Source organism: Streptomyces sp. NPDC051555 (genome assembly GCF_044454405.1).
GTDB lineage: Bacteria > Actinomycetota > Actinomycetes > Streptomycetales > Streptomycetaceae > Streptomyces.
Map to the genome: position 1 here is coordinate 263,812 of NZ_JBITDP010000010.1, position 23,009 is coordinate 286,820.

A 23,009-nucleotide genomic window follows, 5' to 3' on the forward strand; every position below is an offset into this window, starting at 1 on the left:
GAGCGACGTGACAAAGCCGGGATTCGTCGACATCTGGCCGCTGGCTCCGCTGCAGAAGGGCATGCTCTTCCACGCCCTCTACGGCGCGGGCGACGCCGACACCGACGTCTACGTGCTCCAGATGACGCTGGACCTGCGCAGCGCCGTCGACGCCGGGGCCCTGCTCGGCGCCGTACGGGCCGTGATGCGCCGCCACGACGCGTTGCGGGCCAGCTTCCGCAACCGCAAGAACGGCGAGCCGGTCCAGGTGATCCTGCGCGACGTCGAGCCCGAGTGGACCGAGGTGGACCTCGGTGGGTCCGCCACCGACGCGGACCGCGAAGCCGAACTGTCCCGGCTGCTGCACGCGGACCGCACGCGCCGGTTCGACCTGGCCGTCCCCCCGCTGCGCTTCACGCTGGTCCGCCTGGCCGACGAGGAGTACCGCTTCGCGGTCACCGCACACCACATCGTGCTGGACGGCTGGTCGATGCCGCTCGTACTCGGCGAGCTCATGGCGCTGTACGACAACGGCGCCGACCCGACCCGGCTGCCGCCGGTCACCCCCTACAGCACCTACCTCTCCTGGCTGGCGCGGCAGGACGGGGCCGAGGCCGAAGCCGCCTGGCGGCAAGCCCTGGACGGGATCGGCGGCCCCACCCGGGTCGCCCCGGCCGGCGTCGCCCCCGGATCCGCGCTGCCCGGCAAGCTCCTCCACGAAGTGCCGACCGAGGTGGCCGGCGCCCTGGCCGCACGGGCCCGGTCCCTCGGTCTCACGCTGAGCAGCGTGGTCCAGACGGCCTGGGGCCTGGTCCTGGGCAGCCTGACCGGCCGCTCCGACGTCGTGTTCGGCGAAACCGTGTCCGGCCGCCCGCCGGAGGTGCCCGGCATCGAGAGCATGGTCGGCCTGTTCATCAACACCGTCCCGGTCCGGCTGCGGATCGACGGCGCGCTGCCCCTGCGCGAGCAGGTCCGCCAGCTGCAGGACGCGCAGGCCGAGCTGCTCCCGTACAAGCACCTCGGGCTGGCCGACATCCAGCGGGCCGCCGGCGTCGGCGAGCTCTTCGACGCCATGACGATCTTCGCCAACTTCCCCGTCGACGCGGACGAGCTACGGAACTCCGCGGCGCGCATCGGCGCCGTCTCGGCCGCGACCAGCGACGCCACGCACTACGCCCTCAACCTGGAGAGCACCGTCCGCGGCGACCGGATGGAGGTCCGGCTCGACCACCGGGAGGACCTCTTCTCCGCGGCCGCCGCCCGCGAGGTCCTCGACCGCTTCCTGGGCCTCCTGGAGGTCTTCGCCTCCGAGCCCGAGCGGGAGGTGGGGGCGATCGAGCTGTTCTCCGCCGCCGACCGCGCGCGCCTGGTCCCGGCCGCCGACGCGCACGGGGCGGCGGAGCCGGAAGGACCGGGGGAGGCGGCCCGGGCGCCGCGCGACGAGCGCGAGGAGACGCTGTGCGCGCTGTTCGCCGAGGTCCTCGGCATCGCCGCGGCCGGCGTGCACGACAGCTTCTTCGCGCTCGGCGGCGACAGCATCAGCTCCATCCAACTGGCCCACCGCGCGCGGAAGGCCGGTCTGACCCTCACACTGCGGGAGATCTTCGCGCACCGGACGCCGGCGCGCCTGGCCGCACTCGACCCGGGCGCCCGAGCCGCTCGTACGACGGCGGACGACGGCGTGGGGATCCTCCCGCTGACCCCGGCCATGCACGCACAGCTCGACCAGGGCGGCTCTCTCGGGACCTTCCACCAGACGATGACCCTGCCGGTTCCGGCGGGGCTCGACGAGGCCGGCGTACGGACCGCCGTGCAGGCGGTGCTGGACGGCCACGACGCCCTGCGGCTGCGCCTGGACCAGGGGACGGATTCCGCGTGGTCGTTGGAGGCCGCCGCGGTGGGCGCCGTACGCGCCGAGGACATCGTGCGCCGCGTCACGGGCGCGGACGGGGACACGGACGTGGCGCAGGAGGTGCGGGCCGCGGTCCTGCGCCTGGAGCCGGCCGCCGGTCGGATGCTGGAGGCGGTCTGGTTCGACCGGGGAGCCGAAGAACCCGGTGAACTGGCCCTCGTCGCCCATCACTTCTCGGTCGACGGGGTCTCCTGGCGCATCCTGCTGCCGGATCTGGCCGCCGCCTTCACGGCTGTCCGCGAGGGACGGCCCGTACGGCTGGAACCGGTGGGCACATCCCTGCGCGGCTGGACCCGGCTGCTGGCCGCGGAGGCGTCCGCGGCGCACCGCACCGCCGAGCTGGAGCTGTGGAAGACGGTCGCCGGCACGGCGGATCCGTTGCTGGCCCCGCGCAGGGTGGACCCTGCGCGCGACGTGGTGGGCAGCGGTCGCCGGCTCACGATGACGTTGCCGGCGGACGTCGCGGAGCCGCTGCTCGGCCCCGTGCCGGAGGCGTTCAACGCCGGTGTGGAGGACGTGCTGTTGACGGCCCTCGCGCTCGCCGTCGCCCGTTGGCGCCACGAGCGCGGGCTCGGTGACGACGGCGCCGTCCTGGTCGGTCTGGAAGGCCACGGCCGCGAGGAGATCGCCGACGGCCTCGACCTGTCCCGCACGGTGGGTTGGTTCACCAGCGCCTACCCGGTGGCGCTGGACCCGCGGGCCCCGTCCCTCGCCGGGGCGCTGAAAGCGGTCAAGGAACAACTGCGCGCGATCCCGGACAAGGGCATCGGCTACGGCCTGCTGCGCCACCTCAACCCGGAGACGGCCCGCGAGCTCGCGGGCCACCCGGCGCCGCAGATCGGATTCAACTACCTGGGTCGCGTGGGTACGGCAGCCCCCACCGCCGCCGCCGACACGGACCCGGTGCGGGCGCACGACCTCGGCGGCAGCGCCGATGCCGGCCTGCCCCTCGCCCACACCCTGGACCTCGACGCCGCCGCCGTCGCGCACCCCGAGGGGCAGCGTCTGGTGGCGTCCTGGACGTGGCCGGCAGAGCTGCTGACGGACGCCGAGGTGGGCGAGATCGCCCAGGGCTGGTTCCGGACGCTGCGCGACCTCGCCGCTCTCGCCCGCACTCCGGACGTCGGCGGACTGACGCCGTCCGACCTGCCGCTCGTCACGGTGTCCCAGAGCGAGATCGACCGGCTGGAGGCCGCACCCGGCGGGCTCGCGGACGTCCTGCCGCTCTCCCCGCTCCAGCAGGGCCTCCACTTCCACGGCCTCTACGACGCCGCGGAAGCGGACGTCTACACCATCCAGTCCGCCCTCGAACTGGAAGGGACGGTGGACGGGCCCGGCCTGCGCGCCGCTGCCGAGGCCCTCCTGCGCCGGCACGACAACCTCCGTGCCCGCTTCGTCACCGGTGATGCGGGCCAGGTGCTGCAGGTCGTGCCGCGCACGGCCGAACTCCCCTGGAACGAGGTCGACCTGACCGGCCTCGACCCGCGCGCGGCGGACGACGCCGTCGCGCGCCTGCTCGCCGAGGACCGCGCCGAGCGGTTCGACCTGGAGCGCTCCCCCCTGATCCGCTGCACCCTGATCCGGCTCGCTCCCGACCGCAACCGCTTCGTCCTGACCGTGCACCACGTCGCGGTGGACGGCTGGTCCATGCCGCTGCTCGTCCAGGAGCTCTTCGCGCTGTACGGGAGCCGGGGCGACGACGGCGCACTGCCAGCGGTGGTCCCGTACCGCGACTACCTCGGCTGGCTCGCGGCGCAGGACCGCCAGGCCTCGGAGGACGCCTGGCGCACGGCACTGGACGGGGTGGACGAGCCGACCCTGCTCGCCCCCGCGGGCGCGGACCGCCCGACGGCCGCGCCGCAGCGGTGGACCCAGCGCCTGCCCCAGGAGCTGGTCTCCGGGCTGGTCGCCGTCGGCCGCGAGCACGGTCTGACCGTCAACACGCTGGTCCAGGGCGCCTGGGGAGTGGTGCTGGGCGCGCTCACGGGCCGGGAGGACGTCGTCTTCGGCGCCACGGTCTCGGGCCGGCCGCCGGAGCTGGCCGGTGTGGAGAAGATGGTCGGCCTGTTCATCAACACCCTTCCCGTGCGGGTCCGTGCCCCGCACACGGAGCCGCTGCTGGACGTGCTGGTCCGGCTCCAGGAGCAGCAGTCCGCCCTGCTGGACCACCAGTACCTGGGCCTGACCGACCTGCAGCGCCTCACCGGCACGGGCGAGCTCTTCGACTCGCTCGTCGTGTTCGAGAACTACCCCGTCGACGCCGACGCCCTGGAGAGCTCCGCCCAGGAGCTCGGCGTGGTGGACGCGGCCGTCGAGGACTCCCTGCACTACCCGCTCGGGCTGATCGTGATGCAGCGCGGCGACGAGATGAGCATCCACTGGTCCTATCGCCCGGATGTGTTCGGGCGTGGGGTGGTGGAGTCGATCGCTGGTCGTGTGGTGCGGGTGTTGGAGTCGGTGGTCGGGGGTGTGTCGGGTTCGGTTGGTTCGGTGGGGTTGTTGTCGGGTGAGGAGTTGGGGTGGTTGTCGGGTGGTGGTGTTGCCGGTTCGGTGGTGGTTCCGGAGGCGTTGACGTTTTCGGAGTTGTTCGCGGGGCAGGTGGTGCGGACTCCGGGTGCGGTGGCGGTGGAGTCGGTGGGGGAGTCGTTGTCGTATGCGGAGTTGGATGCTCGTGTGGAGCGTTTGGCCGCGTATTTGGTGGGTTCGGGTGTGGGGCCGGAGTCGGTTGTGGCGCTGGTTCTGGGTCGTTCGGTGGAGTCGGTGGTGGCTTCGTTGGCGGTGATGAAGGCGGGCGCGGCGTATTTGCCGGTGGATCCGGATTATCCGGCTGAGCGCATTGCCTTCATGTTCGGGGATGCGCGGCCGGTGGCTGTGGTGACGTCTTCTGGTTATGCGGGTGTGGTGCCGCGGGTTGACGGTGTGGCGGTGGTGGTGCTGGACGAGGTGGTGTTGCCCGAGGTCGGTGCTGGAGTCCGTGGTGTTTCGGGTGCGGTGTCGGTTTCTTCTCCGGCGTATGTGATTTATACGTCGGGTTCGACGGGGGTGCCGAAGGGTGTGGTGGTGACGCATGCGGGGTTGGCTGCGTTTGCGTCGTCGGTTCGTGAGCGTTTCGCGGTGTCGGGTTCGAGTCGGGTGTTGCAGTTTTCTTCGCCGAGTTTTGATGCGTCGGTGTTGGAGTTGTGCACGGCGTTGACTTCGGGTGCTGCTTTGGTGGTGCCTGAGGTGGGGGCGTTGGCGGGTGAGCCGTTGGGGGAGTTGATTGCGGGTCGTGGGGTGACGCATGCGTTGATTCCGCCGGCGGCGTTGGCGAGTGTTCCGCCGGTGGGGTTGGAGGGTTTTGAGTGCTTGGTGGTGGGTGGTGATGCGACGTCGGCGGAGTTGGTTTCTCGGTGGGCTCCGGGGCGTCGGATGGTGAATGCGTATGGGCCGACGGAGTCGACGGTGGCGGTGTCGATGAGTGTGCCGTTGGTGGCGGGTGGTGGTGCGCCGCCGATTGGTGTGCCGGTGGTGGGGACGCGGGTGTTCGTGCTGGATGGTGGGTTGCGTTTGGTGCCGCCGGGTGTGGTGGGTGAGTTGTATGTGGCGGGTGTGGGTTTGGCGCGGGGGTATTTGGGGCGGGCTGGTTTGACGTCGGAGCGGTTTGTGGCGTGTCCGTTCGGTGGTGTGGGTGAGCGGATGTATCGCACGGGTGATGTGGTGCGGTGGGGTGTGGATGGGCAGTTGGAGTTTGTGGGGCGTGTGGATGATCAGGTGAAGATTCGGGGTTTCCGGATCGAGTTGGGTGAGATCGAGAGCGTTCTGCTGCGCCATGGGGGTGTGGGTCAGGCGGTGGTGGTGGTGGATGAGGCGCGGCCGGGTGTGAAGCGGCTGGTCGCGTATGTGGTGCCGGTGGGTGGTGTTCCGGTGGATGGGGCGGGGGTTCGTGAGTTCGTTGCGGGTTCTCTGCCGGATTACATGGTGCCTTCGTTGGTGGTGGTTCTGGATGGGCTGCCGTTGATGGCGAATGGGAAGTTGGATCGCAAGGCGTTGCCTGTTCCGGAGTTTTCGGTGGGTGTGGGGCGTGGTCCGGGTTCGGAGCGGGAGGAGGTGCTCGCCGGTCTTTTCGCGGAGGTTCTGGGTTTGGATTCGGTGGGTTTCGATCAGTCGTTCTTCGAGTTGGGTGGCGACAGCATCATTTCGATCCAGTTGGTGGGTCGGGCGCGTAAGGCGGGGTTGCATTTCAGTCCCCGGGACGTATTCACACACAAGACAGTGGAGGCCCTCGTGGCAGCTATCGAGTCGGCCGAGGCAACGCTGACCCCGGCGACCGTGACCGAGACGGACGGCGTCGGCGACGTGCTGGTGACGCCGATCATCGACTGGCTCCGTGAACTCGGCGGTTCCATGGACCGGTTCAACCAGACGATGGCCATGACCGCCCCGCCGGGCCTGGACGAGTCCCTCGTGACCGCCGTGGTGCAGCGCGTGCTCGACCACCACGACGCCCTGCGCATGGTCCTGACCCGGGTCGGCGACATCGGCTGGTCGCTGGAGACGCTCGCCGCGGGCACGGTAGCGGCGGGGGACCGGCTGCGCCGGGTCGACCTGGCCGCACTCGTGCGGGCCGGCGCCGACGACGCCGAGCTGGACGAGGTCGCCGCCCGGGAGACCGCCCGGGCGCAGGACCAACTGGACCCCGACGCCGGTCAGATGATCCGCTTCGTCTGGTTCGACATGGGGCCCGAGGCTCCGGGCCAGCTGGCCATCGTCGCCCACCACCTGGTCGTCGACGGGGTGTCCTGGCGGATCCTCGTACCGGACCTGGAATCCGCCTTCGAGGCCGTACTCGCGGGCCATCCGATCGAACTGGAGCCCGTCGGCACCTCGTTCCGCCGCTGGTCCCAGCACCTCACCGAGCTGTCGAGCGATCCCGAGCGGATGCGCGAGCTGCCCCTGTGGCGGGACATCCTCTCCACCCCGGACCCGCAGCTGACCTCGCGCCCGCTCGACCCGGAACGGGACACGATGGGAACGTCCGCGGTCCTCAGCCTGAGCCTGCCCGCGGCCGTCACCCAGCCGCTGCTCGGCAAGGTCCCCGCCGCGTTCCACGCGGGCGTCAACGACGTGCTGCTGACCGCCTTGGCGATCGCCGTCGCCGACTGGCGCCGCACCTCGGGGCGCGGCGAGGGCTCGGCGGTCCTGGTGGACCTGGAGGGACACGGCCGCGAGGAACTGGTCGACGGCGTCGACCTCTCCCGTACGGTCGGCTGGTTCACCAGCAAGTACCCGGTGCGCCTCGATCCCGGTGCGGCTCCCGTCGCGGAGCTCCACAAGGGCGGCGCCGCCATCGGCGCGGCGCTCAAGGCGGTCAAGGAGCAGCTGCGCGCCCTTCCCGACAAGGGCATCGGCTACGGCATGCTGCGCCACCTGAACCCGCAGACGGCCCGCGCGTTGGCCCGCTACGCCGAGCCGCAGATCGGCTTCAACTACCTCGGCCGGCTCAGCACCTCCGCCGGCTCGGCGCAGGACGACGGAGCGCCCGTGTTCCGCCACGACATGGCGGCCGTGCCCGAGGCAGGGCTCGCGCTGCCGCACGCGCTGGACGTCAACGCCCGGGCGGTGACCCACTCCGACGGCCTCCGGTTGGCCGTCTCGCTGACCTGGCCCGAGGAGCTGTTCTCCGACGAGGAGATGCTGCGACTGGCCCGAGGGTGGTTCACGGCGCTGGAGGCCATGGTCGCCCACGTCGACGGCGCGGCGGGCGGCGGCCTGAGCCCGTCCGACCTGTCCCTCGTACAGATCACCCAGGCCGAGATCGAGGACCTGGAGGCGGCGCAGCCCGACCTCGTGGACGTCCTGCCCCTCTCGCCGCTCCAGGAGGGCCTGCTCTTCCACGCCCGGTACGACGACCGGGTCGCCGACGTCTACAACGTGCAGATGGCCCTCGACCTCCGGGGCGACCTGGACGCCGACACGCTGAAGGACTCGGTCCGTGCGGTGCTCCGCCGGCACGACAATCTGCGTGCGGGCTTCCTGCCGGGCAGCTCCGGCCAGTCGCTCCAGGTCATCGCCCGTGAGGTGGAACTCCCCTGGGAAGAGGTCGACCTGAGCGATCTCGGCGGGGCCGAGCAGGAAGCGGCCCTGACCCGCCTGCTGGCCGACGACCTCGCCCGGCGCTTCGATCTGCGCCGCCCCCCGCTGCTCCGCTTCACCCTGGTCCGGCTGGGCCCGGACGCGCACCGCCTGGTCTTCACCAACCACCACATCCTGCTCGACGGCTGGTCGGTCCCCCTGGTGATGGGCGAGCTCTTCGAGCTGTACGGACGCGCCGGCGACACCCGCGCGCTGCCCGCGCCCGTCCCGTACCGGGACTACCTCGGCTGGCTGGCCGGCCAGGACCGCACCGCGTCCGAGGCCGCCTGGGACGAGGCACTGGCGGGTGTGGACGAGCCGACCCTGCTGACCCCGGCCGAGGCGAGCGGCGCCGTGGTGCGGCCCGCGACGGTCGAGGTGAAGCTGTCCGAGGAGGCCACCGCGGCGCTCGCCGCGCAGGCCCGCCGCCACGGACTGACGCGGAACACCGTCGTCCAGGGCGCCTGGGGCCTCCTCCTGGGCGGGCTGACCGGACGCGACGACGTGCTCTTCGGCGAGACGGTGAACGGGCGTCCCGCGGAACTGCCGGGCGTGGAATCCATGGTCGGCCTGTTCATCAACACCCTGCCCGTGCGCGTCCGCGCCCAGCGCGGCGACACCCTGCTGGACCTGCTGGGCCGCCTCCAGGGCTCCCAGCTCGACCTGCTGGCGCACAAGTACGTGGGGCTGGCCGAGATCCAGAGCCGGGTCGGGCTGGGAGAACTCTTCGACACCGCGACGGTGTTCGAGAACTTCCCGGTCGACGCCGACGGCCTGGAGGAGTCCGCCGAAGGACTCGGCGTCGTCGACGTCGCACTCCAGGAGGGCACCCACTACGCGTTGGGCCTGTCCACCTCGGACGGTCCCCGCACCATGGGCCTGAAGGTGACCTACCGGCCCGACCTCTTCGAGGAGGCGGCCGTCCGCGGCTTCGGCGACCGGCTGGTGCGGATACTCGAAGCCTTCGGCAGCGATCCGGGGCAGCGGCTCGACGCCCTGCGGACCCTGTCCGACGCGGAGCGCCACCAGGTCCTGGAGGAGTGGAACGACACCGGCCGCGAGGCGCCTCCCCGTACCTTCCCGGAGCTGTTCGAGACCCGGGTGGCGGCAACGCCGCGGGGGACCGCCGTGGTGGCGGGGGAGCACACCCTCTCCTACGCGGAGCTCAACGAGCGGGCCAACCGCTGGGCGCACCTGCTCATCGCACGGGGCGTCGGGCCCGAGGACACCGTGGCCGTGGCGGTGCCCCGGTCCCCGGAGTGGCTCGCGGTCACCCTCGGCGTCCTGAAGGCGGGCGCGGTCTACGTACCCGTGGACCCGGGCCACCCGGCCGAGCGCATCGCCTTCGTCACGCAGGACGCGCGCCCCGTCCAGGTCCTCACCACCAGCGCGGCCGCCGGCCCGCTCGCCGCGGCCGGTACGGCGCCACTCCTGCTGATCGACGCACCGGACGTCCGGGAGGAGTGGGCGGCCGCCGCGGCCGGCGACCCGGTCGACGAGGACCGGGTGCGGCCCCTGGTACCGGCCCACCCCGCCTACGCGATCTACACCTCGGGCACCACCGGCCGCCCCAAGGGCGTACTGGTCACCCACGAGGGCTTCGCCAGCCTGGCGGGCGCCCACGCGCAGAACCTGGCGATCGAGACCGACAGCCGGGTGCTCCAGGTGATCTCGCCCAGCTTCGACGTGTCGGTCGCGGACTTCTCGATGACCCTGCTCAGCGGCGCCGCGCTGGTCCTGCCCGAGGGCAACGAGCAGCCCGTCGGCGATGAGCTGACCCACCTGATCCAGCGGAACGCGGTCACGCACGTGCAGCTCGCGGCAGGTGCGCTGGCCACGCTCCCGGCCGACGAACTGCCCAGCCTGCGCACGCTGGTGACCGGCGGCGAACCCTGCCCGCCGGACCAGATAGCGCAGTGGTCCTCCGGCCGGCGCATGATCAACGCCTACGGCCCGACCGAGACGATGGTGTGCGCCACCATGAGCCGCCCGCTGGCGGGGGCGGTGCGCCCGCCGATCGGTGGTCCGCTGTGGAACCGGCGGGTGTACGTGCTCGACCGGAACCTGCAGCCCGTACCGGCCGGCGTGCCGGGCGAGCTGTTCATCGCGGGAGCCGGTCTGGCCCGCGGCTACCTGAACCGGCCGGCACTGACCGCCGAGCGGTTCGTGGCCAACCCGCACGGCGCGCCGGGAGAGCGTTTCTATCGCACCGGCGACGTGGTGCGCTGGACCGCGGCGGGCGAGCTGGAGTTCATCGGCCGCGCCGACGGACAGGTGAAGATCCGCGGCTACCGCGTGGAGCCCGCCGAGATCGAAGCGGTCATCGCCCGCCGCCCCGACGTCGACCGCGTCGTGGTCCAGGCGCGCGACGGCGGTCCCGGCGGCCGGCGTCTGGTGGCCTACGTCGTGCCGGCGTCCGACGCCGGCGTGGACGTGCGCGCCGTGCGGCAGCACGTGGCCGCGGTGCTCCCCGAGTACATGGTCCCCGCGGCGGTCGTGGAGCTGGCGCAGATCCCGCTGACCGGCCCCGGCAAGGTCGACCACCGGGCGCTGCCCGAGCCCGAGTTCGCCGACGCGGGCGAGGGTCGCGCGCCGCGCGACGAGCGGGAGCAGCAGCTCAGCGCGCTCTTCGGCGAGGTGTTGGGCCTGCCCGAGGTCGGCATCGACCACAGCTTCTTCGACCTGGGCGGCCACTCGCTGCTCGCCACCCGGCTCGTCAACCGCATCCGCACCGCCTTCGCGGTGGAGCTCCCCGTGCGGGCGGTCTTCGAAGCGCCGACCGTCGCCGCCCTCGCCGAACGGCTCGCGGACGCGGACGACGCCCGCACGCCCCTGGGGCCCGTCGAGCGACCGGAGCAGATCCCGCTGTCGTACGCGCAGCGGCGGCTGTGGTTCATCCAGTCCGTCGGGGACAGCAGCGGCCGCTACAACATCGCGCTGGCCGCCCGGCTGCTGGGCGAGCTGGACACGGCCGCCCTGGGCGCCGCCGTGTCGGACGTGGTGGCACGGCACGAGAGCCTGCGCACCGTCTTCCCCGTCACGGGCGGGGTGCCCCGCCAGCACGTCCGCACCCCCGAGGAGGCCGAGGTCCCGGTGACGGCCGTCACGATCGCCGCGGACGAGCTCGACGCGGCCCTGGCCGCTGCCGCCGCCCGCGACTTCGACCTGGCGGCCGAGCTTCCGCTGCGGGTGCACGTGTGGGAGCTCGGGCCGCGCGAGCACGTACTGCTGCTGGTCCTGCACCACATCGCGGGCGACGGTTCCTCCATGGCGCCGCTCGCCCGCGACCTGGGCGCCGCCTACGCCGCGCGGCTGGAGGGCCGGGCACCGCGGTTCACCCCGCTGCCGGTGCAGTACGCCGACTACACGCTCTGGCAGCGCGAGGCGCTCGGCGACGAGGAGGACCCGCAGAGCGCCATCGCCCAGCAGCTGCAGTACTGGCGGACGGCCCTCGCCGGGCTGCCGGAGGAACTGGAACTGCCCCTGGACCGGCAGCGCTCGGCCGAGGCCGGCAGCAAGGGCGCCCAGGTACCCGTCCGCATCCCCGCGGACCTGACCCGGGAGCTCGCCGCACTCGCCCGTGCGAACGACTCCAGCATCTTCATGGTGGTGCAGGCGGCCGTGGCCGCCCTGCTGTCCCGGCTCGGCGGCGGCACGGACATCGCGCTCGGCGCCGTCATGGCCGGTCGCAACGACGAAGCGCTCGACGAGCTGGTCGGCTTCTTCGTCAACACGCTGGTGCTGCGGACCGACGTCTCGGGCGATCCGGGCTTCGCCGAGCTGGTGCGCCGGGTGCGCGCCACCGACCTGGCCGCGTACGCCCACCAGGACGTGCCGTTCGAGCGGGTCGTCGAGGAGCTCAACCCGGTCCGGGCGCTCCACCGCAACCCGCTGTTCCAGGTGGCGATCAGCTTCCAGAACAACGAAGAGGCCTCGTTGGAGCTGCCGCGCCTGACCCTGGCGCCGCAGCCGCTCCGCTCGGACGTCGCCAAGTTCGACCTCTCCTTCAACTTCGAGGAGGCCCGCGGGGCCGACGGCGCGCTGAGCGACCTCGGCGGCGTGGTCGAGTACAACACCGCACTCTTCGATCCCGCGACGGCACGGACGATCGCCGCCCGACTGGTGCGCCTGCTCGAAGCGGCCGTCCGCGCCCCCGACGCCCCGGTCGGCAGCCTGGACCTGCTGGCGGCCCAGGAGCGCCGGCTCCTGCTGGAGGACGCGAACGACACGCTCCACGCGGTGCCCGAGGGCACCCTCGCGGACCGCTTCGAGGGCTGGGTGGCCCGGACCCCGCACGCTCCGGCGGTCGTCGGCGACGGCGTCCGGCTCACCTACGCGGAGCTGGACGTGCGGGTCAACCGCCTCGCCCACCACCTGATCGGGTGCGGCGTGCGCCCCGGAGCCCGGGTGGCCGTCCTCCAGCAGCGGTCGGTCGACTTCGTGGTCTCCCTCCTCGCCGTGGCGAAGGCGGGCGCCGCGTACGTGCCGCTGGACTCCCGCTACCCGGCGCCCCGTCTGGAACTGATCCTGTCGGAGACGAAGTGCCACGCGCTCCTCACCGACCGGGCATCGGCGGGGACCGACTTCCGGCACGACGCGCTCGTCGTCGTGGTGGACGAGGAGCCCGCCGTCGGGCGGGCCCCCGGCACGGCGCCCGCCGTACCGCGGTACGCGCGGGAACTGGCGATGATCATCTACACCTCCGGCTCCACCGGGCAGCCGAAGGGCATCGGGATCACCCATCAGGACGTCGTGAGCATGGCGGCCGACCGGCACTGGCTCACCGGCCACGAGCGGGTCCTGGTGCACTCGCCGCAGGCGTTCGACGCCCTCACGTACGAGGTGTGGTCGGGCCTGCTGGGCGGACACCAACTGGTGGTCGCGCCCCCCGGACAGCTCGACCACCACGTGCTGCGCAAGGTGCTGGACGAGCACGAGGTGACGGCGGCCCTGCTGACCACGGCCCTCTTCAACCTCGTGGCCGAGGAGGGGCCGGAGGCCCTGGGCGGTCTGCGCATGGTCCTCAGCGGTGGCGAGCAGGCGTCCCCGACCGCGATCCAGCGGGTCCTGGACGCCTGCCCGGAAACCGAGGTGGTGCACCTGTACGGGCCCACCGAAGCCACGGTCTACGCCACGCGGTACAGCATGCGCTCGCCGCACCGGGTCGGCCAGGCCGTGCCGATCGGCAGGCCGGTGGACAACATGCGCTCGCACGTGCTCGACGAGTGGTTGCGTCCCGTGCTGCCCGGAGTCCCCGGTGAGCTCTACCTCGCCGGCACCGGCGTGGCCCGGGGCTACGTGGGCCGGCCCGCACTGACGTCGGAGCGCTTCGTCGCGGACCCCTTCGATCCGGCCGGCGGCAGGATGTACCGGACCGGCGACCTGGTCCGCTGGAACGTCGACGGGCAGATCGAGTTCGTGGGCAGGGCCGACAACCAGGTCAAGATCCGCGGCCTGCGGATCGAGCTCGGCGAGATCGAGGCCGCCCTCCACGCGCACCCCGACATCGCCCAGGTCGTGGTCGTCGTCCGCGAGGACCAGCCGGGCAGCCGGCAGCTGGTGGCGTACACCGTGGCGACGGCCGGCTCGGGGCCGCTCGACCCGGCGGCGCTGAAGAAGACGGTCGGGCTCACCCTCCCCGAGTACATGGTGCCCGCGGCCTTCGTCACCCTCGACGCCCTTCCGCTGACCCCCAACGGGAAGGTCGACCGCAAGCAGCTGCCGGCGCCGGAGTTCGGCGGGAAGGCGGACGGCCGCGGACCGCGCAACCCGAGGGAGGAGGTGCTGTGCCAGGTCTTCGCCGAGATCCTCAAGGTCGCGCAGGTCGGGATCGACGACAACTTCTTCGAGCTGGGTGGCGACAGCATCGTCTCCATCCAGCTGGTGAGCCGGATCCAGGCGATCTTCGGGGTCGAACTGTCCAACCAGGCCACCTTCCAGGCACCCACGGTGGCAGAAATGGCCGAGCTCGTCGGCGCCGGGGAGGCGGAGCCCGGCAGCGGCTTCGAGGTGATCCTGCCGCTGCGGACCGGCGGCGACAAGCACCCGCTGTTCTTCCTGCACCCGGTGGGCGGCGTCGGCTGGATGTACTCCGGTCTGATGCGCCACATCCACCGCGACTACCCGCTCTACGCCGTCCAGGCCCGCGGTCTCGCGGGCGAGGAGGAACTGCCCTCCTCCGTGGCGGAGATGGCCCAGGACTACCTGGAGCAGATCCGCACGGTCCAGCCCGAGGGCCCCTACCACCTGGTGGGTTGGTCGATGGGCGCGCTCCTCGCGCACGAGATCGCCGCGCTGCTCCAGCAACAGGGCGAGGAGGTCGGGCTGCTGGCCAACCTCGACCAGCCGCCGATGACCAGCGACATGATCAGCGCCGACTTCACGGGCACCAGTCGCGAGCAGACCCTCATGGTGCTGCTGGACTTCGTCGGGCGCGACCCCGGCATGTTCGGTGACGGCCCGCTGGACCACGACGCGGTCATGGCGGTCCTCAAGGAGGCGGGAAGCTCCCTCGCCACCTTCGACGAAGAGGTGATCCTGCGGATCGGCGCGGTCACGAACAACAACTGGCGCGTCATCACCGAGCACGTACCCCAGGTCTACGACGGCGATCTCCTGCTGATCGCCGCCGCCCAGGACCCCGACGACGAGGACAAGGTCGCGCGGACCGTCGCCAAGCTCCTCCCGTACGTCGCGGGCACGCTGGAGACCCGGGAGGTCGACTGCGAGCACCGGCAGCTGTTCAGCGCGGGCCACGTGGCGGACGTCGCCCGGATCCTGCGCGAGAAGCTGCGCGAACTGGAGGGCTGACCACCGCAGGAGGGGCCCCGAGGCCGTGCCGCGCACGGCCTCGGGGCCCCTGTGTCGTGCCGGCCTTCCGGCAGGACCGCGGGGCGGCCGGACGCCGATGTATCCCGATCGGCAGATGTGCCGCCGCCCCCGGTCCGGAACCCTATGAATACGACGAAAGCGACCGTCGAGGGCGGCGTGAAGGGGAACAGGGCGATGGCGAACACCATGAAGACCCAGGGCGAAGAGCGAGCGGTAACCGGCCCGGCGCCAGTGCGCCGGTGGTGGTCGGGATGGCCCGACTGGGCGGGGTACCTGGCCGCCGTGTGGTCGCTGCTGTACGGGGCCGCCGGCGTGTACTGGGCCCTGGGCGGGGACGGATACCCGTTCGCGCAGGCCGACCCGGAGCACTCCTCGGGATCCCTGCTGGAGCCGAGCCGGGCCGCGGTCGTCGCGCCCGTCATAGCGGTCGTGGGGCTGGTCGGCGCGGCCGTGGGCCTGATGATGGCGCGGCGCCGGGTCAGCACCGGCTTCCACCGGCTCGTGTGGGCCTTCGGCTGGACGCAGGCCGTCGTGCTCACCCTGATCCTGCCGGACTACACGCTGCTGGCGCTGGTCATCTTCGCCCCGCTGTTCGTGGTGTTCGCCTTCACGGGAGTGCCGGGCCAGCAGGACGGCCTCGGCGACATCCTCTTCTGGCACCGCAACAACCTGATCATCCTGTTCGTCGGCGGAGTGCTCTGGGCGGCGGCGACCCTCGTCCACCAGCGGCGGGCGCGCGGGCTCTGCGTGCGCTGCGGGCGCGGCGGCCGGGCGGCGGCGTGGACGAGCCCCGAGTCGGCGGCGAGGTGGGGGCGCAGGGCCGTGCTGATCGCCGTCCTGTCCAGCGTCCCGTACGAGGTCACCAGGTTGGCCTGGTACTTCGGGTACCCGCTCGGCATCACCGACGCCTTCCTCAAGGACATGCAGGACACGCCGGGCATGCTGGAGATCGGTCTCGGTCTGGGCGTCGCGTCGGCCGCCGGTGCGCTGCTCACCCACGGCCTGGTGCACCGCTGGGGCGAGGTCTGGCCGCGCTGGGTGTGGTTCAAGGCCGGCAGGCCCGTCGCCCTCGCCACCGCGATCGTTCCGGCCCTGCTCGTATCGCTGGTGCTCATCCCCGGCGGCGTGATGATGGTCCGGGGCGGGAACCAGCCCGAGGGCTGGGGGACGAACTACCCGGCGATGCCGTGGATCCTGTGGGGCATCGCCCTGGCGGCCGCCACCCTCGCCTACTACCTCCGCCGACGGGGGGCGTGCCGGTACTGCGCCCGGGGTTGAGCCGGGGCGGTCCGCCGCCGGGCGGGACGCGCGAAACGCCTCGGGCCGCAACCGTAGGACGGTTGCGGCCCGAGGCGTTTCGCGCCCGGGTCACCCGACCCGGCGGAAGCCGCGGATCGCCACGGGCGCGGCGGCCAGGACGATGACCAGGCACAGCGCGGGCGTGAGCAGCACGCTGGCGAGGTCCGCGTGGCCCAGGGCCAGGTCCCGGGCCGCGGTGATCGCGTGGGACATCGGATTGACCTCGGCGAAGCCCCGTAGCCAGCCGGGCAGACCGTCCGTGGGGACGAAGGCGTTCGAGGCGAACAGCAGCACGAGGTTGACGATGCCGCCGATGGGCTGCATCGCCTCGGGGCGGCGCAGCCACGCGGACAGCGCCATGAACACCCAGCCGAGCGACCAGCTGAGCATGACGCCGATGAAGAGCGCTCCGGCCGCGCCGGCCACGCCGCCGGCCGGGTCGAAGCCGAAGACGAGGGCTCCGGCCACCAGCATGACCAGCATGTTCACACCGCTGAGCACGGTGTCGGCGATGTTGCGGCCGATCAGGATCGAGACGGACCGGATCGGCATGGAACGGAAGCGGGCGACGATCCCGTTGTTGAGCTCGGTGGTGAGCGCCACGCCGGACTTCAGCCCGGCGCTGATCGCGCTCGTGACCAGGAAGGCCGGCAGCAGGTAGTCGATGTAACTGACCCCGGCCGGGAAGGACGAGGTCTGCGAGACGCTCTTGAACACCTGGCTGAACACCGTCAGCATCAGGATCGGTTCGAGCAGGCCCGGCACGATCAGGGCCGGGTCGCGCAGGGCCCGCAGGGAACGCCCGGTCAGGACGCCGACCTGGCGCAGGACGCCCGAGCCCTGGTACCGGGGGGCGGACGCGGGGGCGGGGGCGTGGTCGTCCGGGCGCGTCGCGGCCCGGGTGGTGGCGGTGGTCATCGTGATTCCCCCTCGTGCGGGCTGGAGTGGTTCAGGGCCATGTACACGTCGTCCAAGGTCGGTTCGGAGTAGGCGAGACCCGCGATCTCGACCCCCGCGTCGTCGGCCGCCCGGACGACGACGGCGATCTCCGTGGAATCCGTCACGGGCACGGTGAGCACCAGCCGCTCCTCGTCGTGCGTGGGCACGAGCCCGGTCCGGGCCAGGGCTTCGGCGACGCGGGGGCCGTCCACGGAGTCGCGCAGGGTGAGGTTCACGCTCCGCCGTCCGACGCGGGACTTGAGTTCCTCCGCCCGCCCCGAGGCGATGATCCGCCCCTTGGACAGCACGGTGATCGAATCGGCGAGGAAGTCGGCCTCGTCCAGGTACTGGGTGGTCAACAGGACCGTGGCGCCGTCCGCGACCAGCTTCTGCACGATGTCCCACAGGTCCCGGCGGGCCACCGGGTCGAGTCCCGTGGTGGGCTCGTCCAGGAAGATCACCTCAGGTCTGCCGACCAGACTGGCCGCCAGGTCGAGCCGCCGCCGCATGCCGCCCGAGTAGGTCTTCGCCCGGCGCCGCCCCGCCTCGGTGAGCTGGAACAGCTCCAGGAGCTCGTCGGCCCGGGCCGATGCCTCGGCCCGGGCCGCGCCCAGCAGTCGGGCGATGAGCACGAGGTTGTCACGGCCGGAGAGGGTCGCGTCGACGGCCGCGTACTGGCCCGTCAGCCCGATGCGCCTGCGGACCTCCAGGTCGTCGCGGGTGACGTCGTAGCCGGCCACCCGCGCCCGCCCGGCCGAGGGGTGCACCAAGGTGCTCAGAATGCTGACGAGGGTCGTCTTCCCGGCCCCGTTGTGGCCGAGCAGCCCGAGCACGGAGCCCCTGGGCACGCTGAGGCTCACATCGTCGAGCGCCGTCACCGACCCGAAGGTCTTCGTGACACCGGAAACGTCGATCATCGCTGTATCCACACGCTTCTCCTTCGTTCGACAGGGTGCGCGGCACCATCGAAGCGCAGCGGGAGAAGCACCGGCGGGGCAGTGTCAATTCTTCGATCTGGCGCGCCCCGCGCCGGTGGGGGAGCCGCCGGAGCCGCCCCGCGTCACGGAGCGACGGTCCAGCGGACCGGGAGGGCGCGCGTCCCGCGCATCAGGACGCTGTCGATCCAGGGCAGTTCGTCCACGACGGCGTCGAGCGCGAGGCCGGGGCAGCGATCGAGGAGCGCGCGGACGGCGATCTGGAGCTCCATGCGGGCCAGCGGTGCGCCGACGCAGTAGTGGAGCCCGTGCCCGAAGGTGACGTGTCCGCGCGCCTCACGACGGATGTCGAAACGCTCGGGATCGTCGAACTTCTCCGCGGCGTGGTTCGCCGCGGACAGCGCCACGAGCACCTGCTGGCGGGCCGGTACGAGGGTGCCCCCGATGTCGATCGGCTCCGTGGTGAACCGGTCCGTCGCGGACTTGAGCGGTCCGTCGTAACGGAGCATCTCCTCCACGGCGTTGTCGATCAGCGACGGATCCGCGCGCAGGGCCGCCAGCTGGTCGGGGTGCTCCAGGAGGGCCCGGACGCCGTTGGTGAGCTGGTTGAGCGTGGTCTCGTGGCCGGCGATCAGCAGCAGGAAGGCCACGCCGAGGAGCTCCGACTCCGAGAGCCTGTCGCCCTCCTCGTCAGTGATCTTGACCAGAGCGCTCATCAGATCGCCGCCGGGGCCGACGCGCTTGTCCTCGATGAGCCCGATGAAGTACGTCGCGATCGCGCGCAGCGCCGCGCCCTCCGCGGCGGGGCCGGACGGGGCGATGATCGCACTGGACCAGTCGTGCAGCCTTGCGGCGTCCCGCGGGGGCACGCCGAGGAGTTCGCAGATCACCGTCATGGGCAGCGGGAAGGCGAGTGCCTCGACGAGGTCCGCGCGGCCGTCGGGGGCGGCGAGCATGGCGTCGAGCAGGCTGTCGGTCGTCGCCTGCACGCGGGGTCGCAGCGCCTCGACGCGGCGCGGAGTGAACTCCCGGGTGACCAGCTTGCGCAGCCGGGTGTGGTGGGGCGGGTCGCTCTCCAGCATGTTGGCGAGGGCCGCCGCACCTTGGCCGACGTCGTCACCGAGGAGCGTGCGGGGATCCTTGCTGAGCCGCGGGTCCGCCAGCGCGGTGCGCGCCTCTTCGTAGCCGACGACCAGCCACACCTCTCGGCCGTCCGGGGTGCGCGCGCGGTGCACGGGGCCCCGCGCACGCAGCTCGGCGTACATCGGGTACGGGTCCCTCGCGAAATCCGCGCCGTGGGCTCCCAAATCGAGGATCTCCGTCATTTCACCTTTCCTGCCCTTCGGTAACCTCCGATCACCGTAGGTGTCCGGCCGTGAGCGGGATACGCCATATCAGGGTTGTTGAATCGCGCTAACGGTGCGGTGCGGTCCGGCGTGAATCTGTTCCGAAAACGCGCGGTATTCCCCGTGAGAGGAACCGATGATTTCCCACACCCTCGACAATGCCCTTTTCGGGTTGTTCTCGACCCACGCGCTGCATCTGGCCGACAAGCACGGTGTCTTCGCCCACCTCATCGAGGAAGGGCCGGCCGACCCGGTCGGCATCTCCGTGTCACGGCAGATCGACGCGGAGACGCTGGAGAGGCTGCTGCTCGTCCTGGCCGCCGTGTCCGTCGTCGAGCGCGACGACGAGGGCCTGTACCGCCTCGCTCCCGAGCTGGTGCCCGCCCTCGACCGACGCAGTCCCCGCTACCTCGGGAGCTTCGTCCGCCACCTCGTGACCAACACGACGGGCCAGCTCCACCAGCTCGACGCGTACCTGACGCAGGGCAAGGCCGCCGTCGACGCCGAACTGCCCGCGCCGTTCGACACCATCTACAAGGACGAGGCGGCCACGGAAGCCTTCCTGGAGGCCATGTGGCAGCTGAGCTTCGGCGTCTCGGGCGAACTGGTGCGGCTCGCCGAGCTGGACGGGGTCCGCACCCTGGTCGACGTGGGCGGCGCCAGCGGCGCCTTCGCGGTGGCCGCCCTGCGGAGCTACCCGGAGCTGAACGTCACGGTCTTCGACCTGCCGCAGGTCGGCCCGTTCCTGGAGCGCACCCGCGAGGCGGAGGGGAGCGGCGACCGGCTCGGGTTCGTACCGGGCGACTTCTTCGCCGACGCCCTGCCGCGCGCGGAGTGCCTCTCGTTCGGATACATCCTCTCGGACTGGGACGACGAGACCTGTGTCGAGCTGCTCACCAAGGCGTACGACGCGTGCGCGAACGGCGGCCGCGTGCTGCTGATGGAGCGCCTGTTCGACGAGGCGGGCGGCCCGCTGGCCACCGCCGCGATGAACCTCTCCATGCACGTGGAGACGCAGGGGCGCCACCGCACCGCGTCCGAGTACACCGAGCTCCTGGAGAAGTCGGGCTTCGTGGACTGTTCCGTCCACCGCTCCACCTGGGACAAGCACCTCGTGGTGGGGAGGAAGCCGTGAGCGTCGACGCCGCCCTTTCCACCCGGGCGCTCCTGACGCCCCGACAACGGGAGGTCGCGGCGCTCCAGCGGACCCGCGGGCGGGCCCGGTTGGAACCCGAGGAAGCGGCGCACCTCGCCGCCCTGCACGACGGCCTTCCGGAGCGGGCGACCGGTGAGGACGAGGTCACCCGGCTGCTCACCCGCTCGGTCAGCCGTGAGCTGGAGATACCGGAGTACTACCGCTACACGTGCCTGCACGCCTACGGCTGGTACCTCGACCGCTTCCCGGACGACCCGGTGGCCGGCGCCCTGCTGGCACTGCGCGTCACCCTCGTCGACCTGCTGGACGTGGAGCGCGCCGCCTGGGCGGTCGGCGAGCGGCCGGAGCGCGGTGACGAGCGGATCAAGCGGCTGGAGGACGCGATCCTCGCCGTGGGCGGCACGGTGACCGATCCGTTGCTCCAGGTGCGGATCGCCGATCTCGTGGACCGGGCCGCGGTCGACCCCGAGCTCGCCCGGCGGGCCGCACTGCTCGCGGAGTCCACGCGCTTCCCCCGCTCCCCGCTCCATGAGGAGAACGTCTTCCTCCGGTCCGTCCAGGCGTGCGAGACGCTGTTCTTCCTGGTTCGGCGGCTCGCGGTGGAAGTCGCCGCGGCCAAGGACGAGTTCCCGGCCCGGGCCGCCGGCCGGCTGGAACTGGCGGGCGGCTGCGCGCGCCTGCTGAACGACGTCTTCCACGTGCTGCTCACGCTGACCCCGGACGGGTTCATGACGTTCCGGGACTACACGGGCGCGGCCAGCGCGGTGCAGTCCTTGAACTACCACGCCATGGAGATCTCGGTGTACGGGTACGACCCGCGCAAGGCCGAGGTCTTCGACTCCGTCGACCACCTCCACGTGCTCGACACCCCGGAGGTCCGGGACCACCGACCCCTGTCCGCCGCACTGGCGGACACGGCGGACGTGCGCCTGCGGGACGGCTGGCACGTGCTGGACCGGGCCCTGTCCAAGTGGCGCGGCAACCACTACCGCTTCGCCCGCACCTACCTCCCCGCGCACACGCCGGCCTCCGGCGGGACCGACGGGGCCGCGTACGTGAAGCGGTTCGTGAAGAAGGACGCCTGTGTGGCCGGGGCCGATCCGTTCGGCGGCCTCCCCCTGCTCTCCGGGTTCCTCTACCGCTGACCCGCGCGGCCCCCGCGACCGACCGCGGTCCGGTGCCGGCCGGTCCCTACCGGTCGGCGCCGGGCCCCGCCGCGTTCCCCACGGAGTCGGCCCGCGCCACGACGGTGTCCACCGGCAGTTCGATGCGCAACCGCCAGCCACCGGTCCCGTACGGACCGGCGGCGAGCGAGCCGCCGAGGGCCTCGACGCGTTCGGTGAGGCCGACCAGCCCGAGGCCGCCGCGCCGTTCGCCGACGTGGAGGGGGGCGGCGGAGGTCAGGGGGTCGTCCGTGTTGGTGACCATGACGACCAGCGCGGGGAGCGGACCGACCGTACCGGCTTCGACGACGACCCGCACGACGGCCTCCGCCGGTGCGTGCCTGCGGATGTTGGTCAGGGCCTCGACGACCGCGCGGTGAGCGGTTCCGGCGACCTCACGGGGCACCAGGGCGGCCGTCCGCGCCGTGAACCCGAAGTCCAGGGCGACGTCCGCGGTGCCCGACGCGGTGAACCGCGCCACGACTTCGGGTATGTCGGCCAGGCCGTAGGAGTTGGGCCGCCCGTCGCGGTCGTCGTTCCCGTCGGTCGTGCCCTTCTCGGCGTCGTGCAGCATGAGCACGGTCCGGTCCAGCGACTTCAGCGCCTGCTGGCCGGCGGCTTCTATCTGCTCCAGCAACGACGCGACCAGGTGCGGCCGTTCGCTTCCCATGACCTGCGCGGCCTGGGCGAGCACCACGATCCCGGACACGTCGTGGGCGACGAAGTCATGCAGGTCCCGGGCGAGTTCGATGCGTTGGGAGCGGCGTGCGGTCAGGACGGCGTCGATGCGCTGGTCCTCCAGCCACCGCAGGTAGCCGCCGACGGCGCCGGCGCACAGCGCGCCGAAGGAGAGGAAGGCGCACTGCCCGACGGCCTCCAGCGAACTGCCGTACTCCTGCGCGCGCAGCACCAGGGTGGAGCCGGCCGTGCCCAGCGCGAGCCAGAGCGGGACCGCCCGCCGCAGCGGCAGGAACCGGGTCACGACGAAGAGCAGTCCCAGTACGGCGAGGTACTCGGCGGACATCAGCGACGCGGCCGGGGAGTCCGCCTTGATCGCGCGGCCGGGAAAGGTGAGCAGGGTCCCGATGCCGGAGCAGAGGGCCACCGTGGTCGCCGAGACGGCCAGGCGGTGGGGGTCGCGGGTGTGCCAGCCGGCCGCCACCAGGGCCGTGACGCACGCCGTCGCCATGGTGAGGGAAGAGAGCCAGCCGCCTCCGGGTCCCGCCACGGCCGCGGCGGCCAGGGCGCCCGCCGCGGTCACCGCGCAGATCGTCTTGGCCACGCCGGTTAGGGGAGTTCGATACGGCATTGCCGTGACCTCGTCGTTCCTGGGAGGAC

Annotated in this window: 8 protein-coding genes; 4 read left to right on the forward strand and 4 right to left on the reverse strand. The window is 72.2% G+C overall.

Annotated elements, in window-relative coordinates; genetic code table 11:
- Nucleotides 1-7 precede the first annotated feature (7 nt).
- Together ACIBEA_RS22080 and ACIBEA_RS22085 are read left to right on the forward strand one after the other, a co-directional pair.
- A complete protein-coding gene (locus ACIBEA_RS22080) occupies nt 8-14,812 on the forward strand; it encodes an amino acid adenylation domain-containing protein (RefSeq protein WP_399263387.1) in 14,805 nt (4,934 codons plus the stop codon).
- Nucleotides 14,813-14,956: 144 nt separating this feature from the next.
- Nucleotides 14,957-16,111: an NYN domain-containing protein gene (locus ACIBEA_RS22085; RefSeq protein WP_399263389.1), complete on the forward strand. Its 1,155-nt coding sequence runs from the start codon at nt 14,957-14,959 to the stop codon at nt 16,109-16,111.
- A gap of 90 nt (nt 16,112-16,201) precedes the next feature.
- On the opposite strand, the gene ACIBEA_RS22090 is transcribed toward ACIBEA_RS22085, so the two are convergent.
- The 3 genes from ACIBEA_RS22090 to ACIBEA_RS22100 all read right to left on the reverse strand — a co-directional run bounded on the left by ACIBEA_RS22090 (nt 16,202) and on the right by ACIBEA_RS22100 (nt 19,331).
- Nucleotides 16,202-17,050 (reverse strand): ABC transporter permease, encoded by an 849-nt coding sequence (locus ACIBEA_RS22090; protein WP_399263391.1) that lies wholly within the window; start codon nt 17,048-17,050, stop codon nt 16,202-16,204.
- The gene (locus tag ACIBEA_RS22095; RefSeq protein WP_399263393.1) at nt 17,047-18,000 is read right to left on the reverse strand and encodes an ATP-binding cassette domain-containing protein; all 954 of its coding nucleotides are present in this window, start codon (nt 17,998-18,000) and stop codon (nt 17,047-17,049) included. The genes ACIBEA_RS22090 and ACIBEA_RS22095 overlap by 4 nt, the downstream gene beginning before the upstream one ends.
- Nucleotides 18,001-18,131: 131 nt before the next feature.
- Entirely contained in the window at nt 18,132-19,331 is a 1,200-nt protein-coding gene (locus tag ACIBEA_RS22100) for a cytochrome P450 (protein ID WP_399263395.1), read from the reverse strand.
- 157 nt (nt 19,332-19,488) lie between these two features.
- Here ACIBEA_RS22100 and ACIBEA_RS22105 point away from each other — a divergent pair, with 157 nt between their 5' ends.
- Nucleotides 19,489-20,487 carry a methyltransferase gene (locus tag ACIBEA_RS22105; protein ID WP_399263397.1) on the forward strand — a complete coding sequence of 333 codons (999 nt, stop codon included), beginning with the start codon at nt 19,489-19,491 and terminating at the stop codon, nt 20,485-20,487.
- Nucleotides 20,484-21,653: a hypothetical protein gene (locus ACIBEA_RS22110; RefSeq protein WP_399263399.1), complete on the forward strand. Its 1,170-nt coding sequence runs from the start codon at nt 20,484-20,486 to the stop codon at nt 21,651-21,653. Before ACIBEA_RS22105 ends, ACIBEA_RS22110 begins: the two co-directional genes overlap by 4 nt.
- A gap of 46 nt (nt 21,654-21,699) precedes the next feature.
- Here the strand turns inward: ACIBEA_RS22110 and ACIBEA_RS22115 are convergent, their stop codons facing one another.
- Nucleotides 21,700-22,953: a sensor histidine kinase gene (locus tag ACIBEA_RS22115; protein WP_399263401.1), complete on the reverse strand. Its 1,254-nt coding sequence runs from the start codon at nt 22,951-22,953 to the stop codon at nt 21,700-21,702.
- Nucleotides 22,954-23,009: the final 56 nt, after the last annotated feature.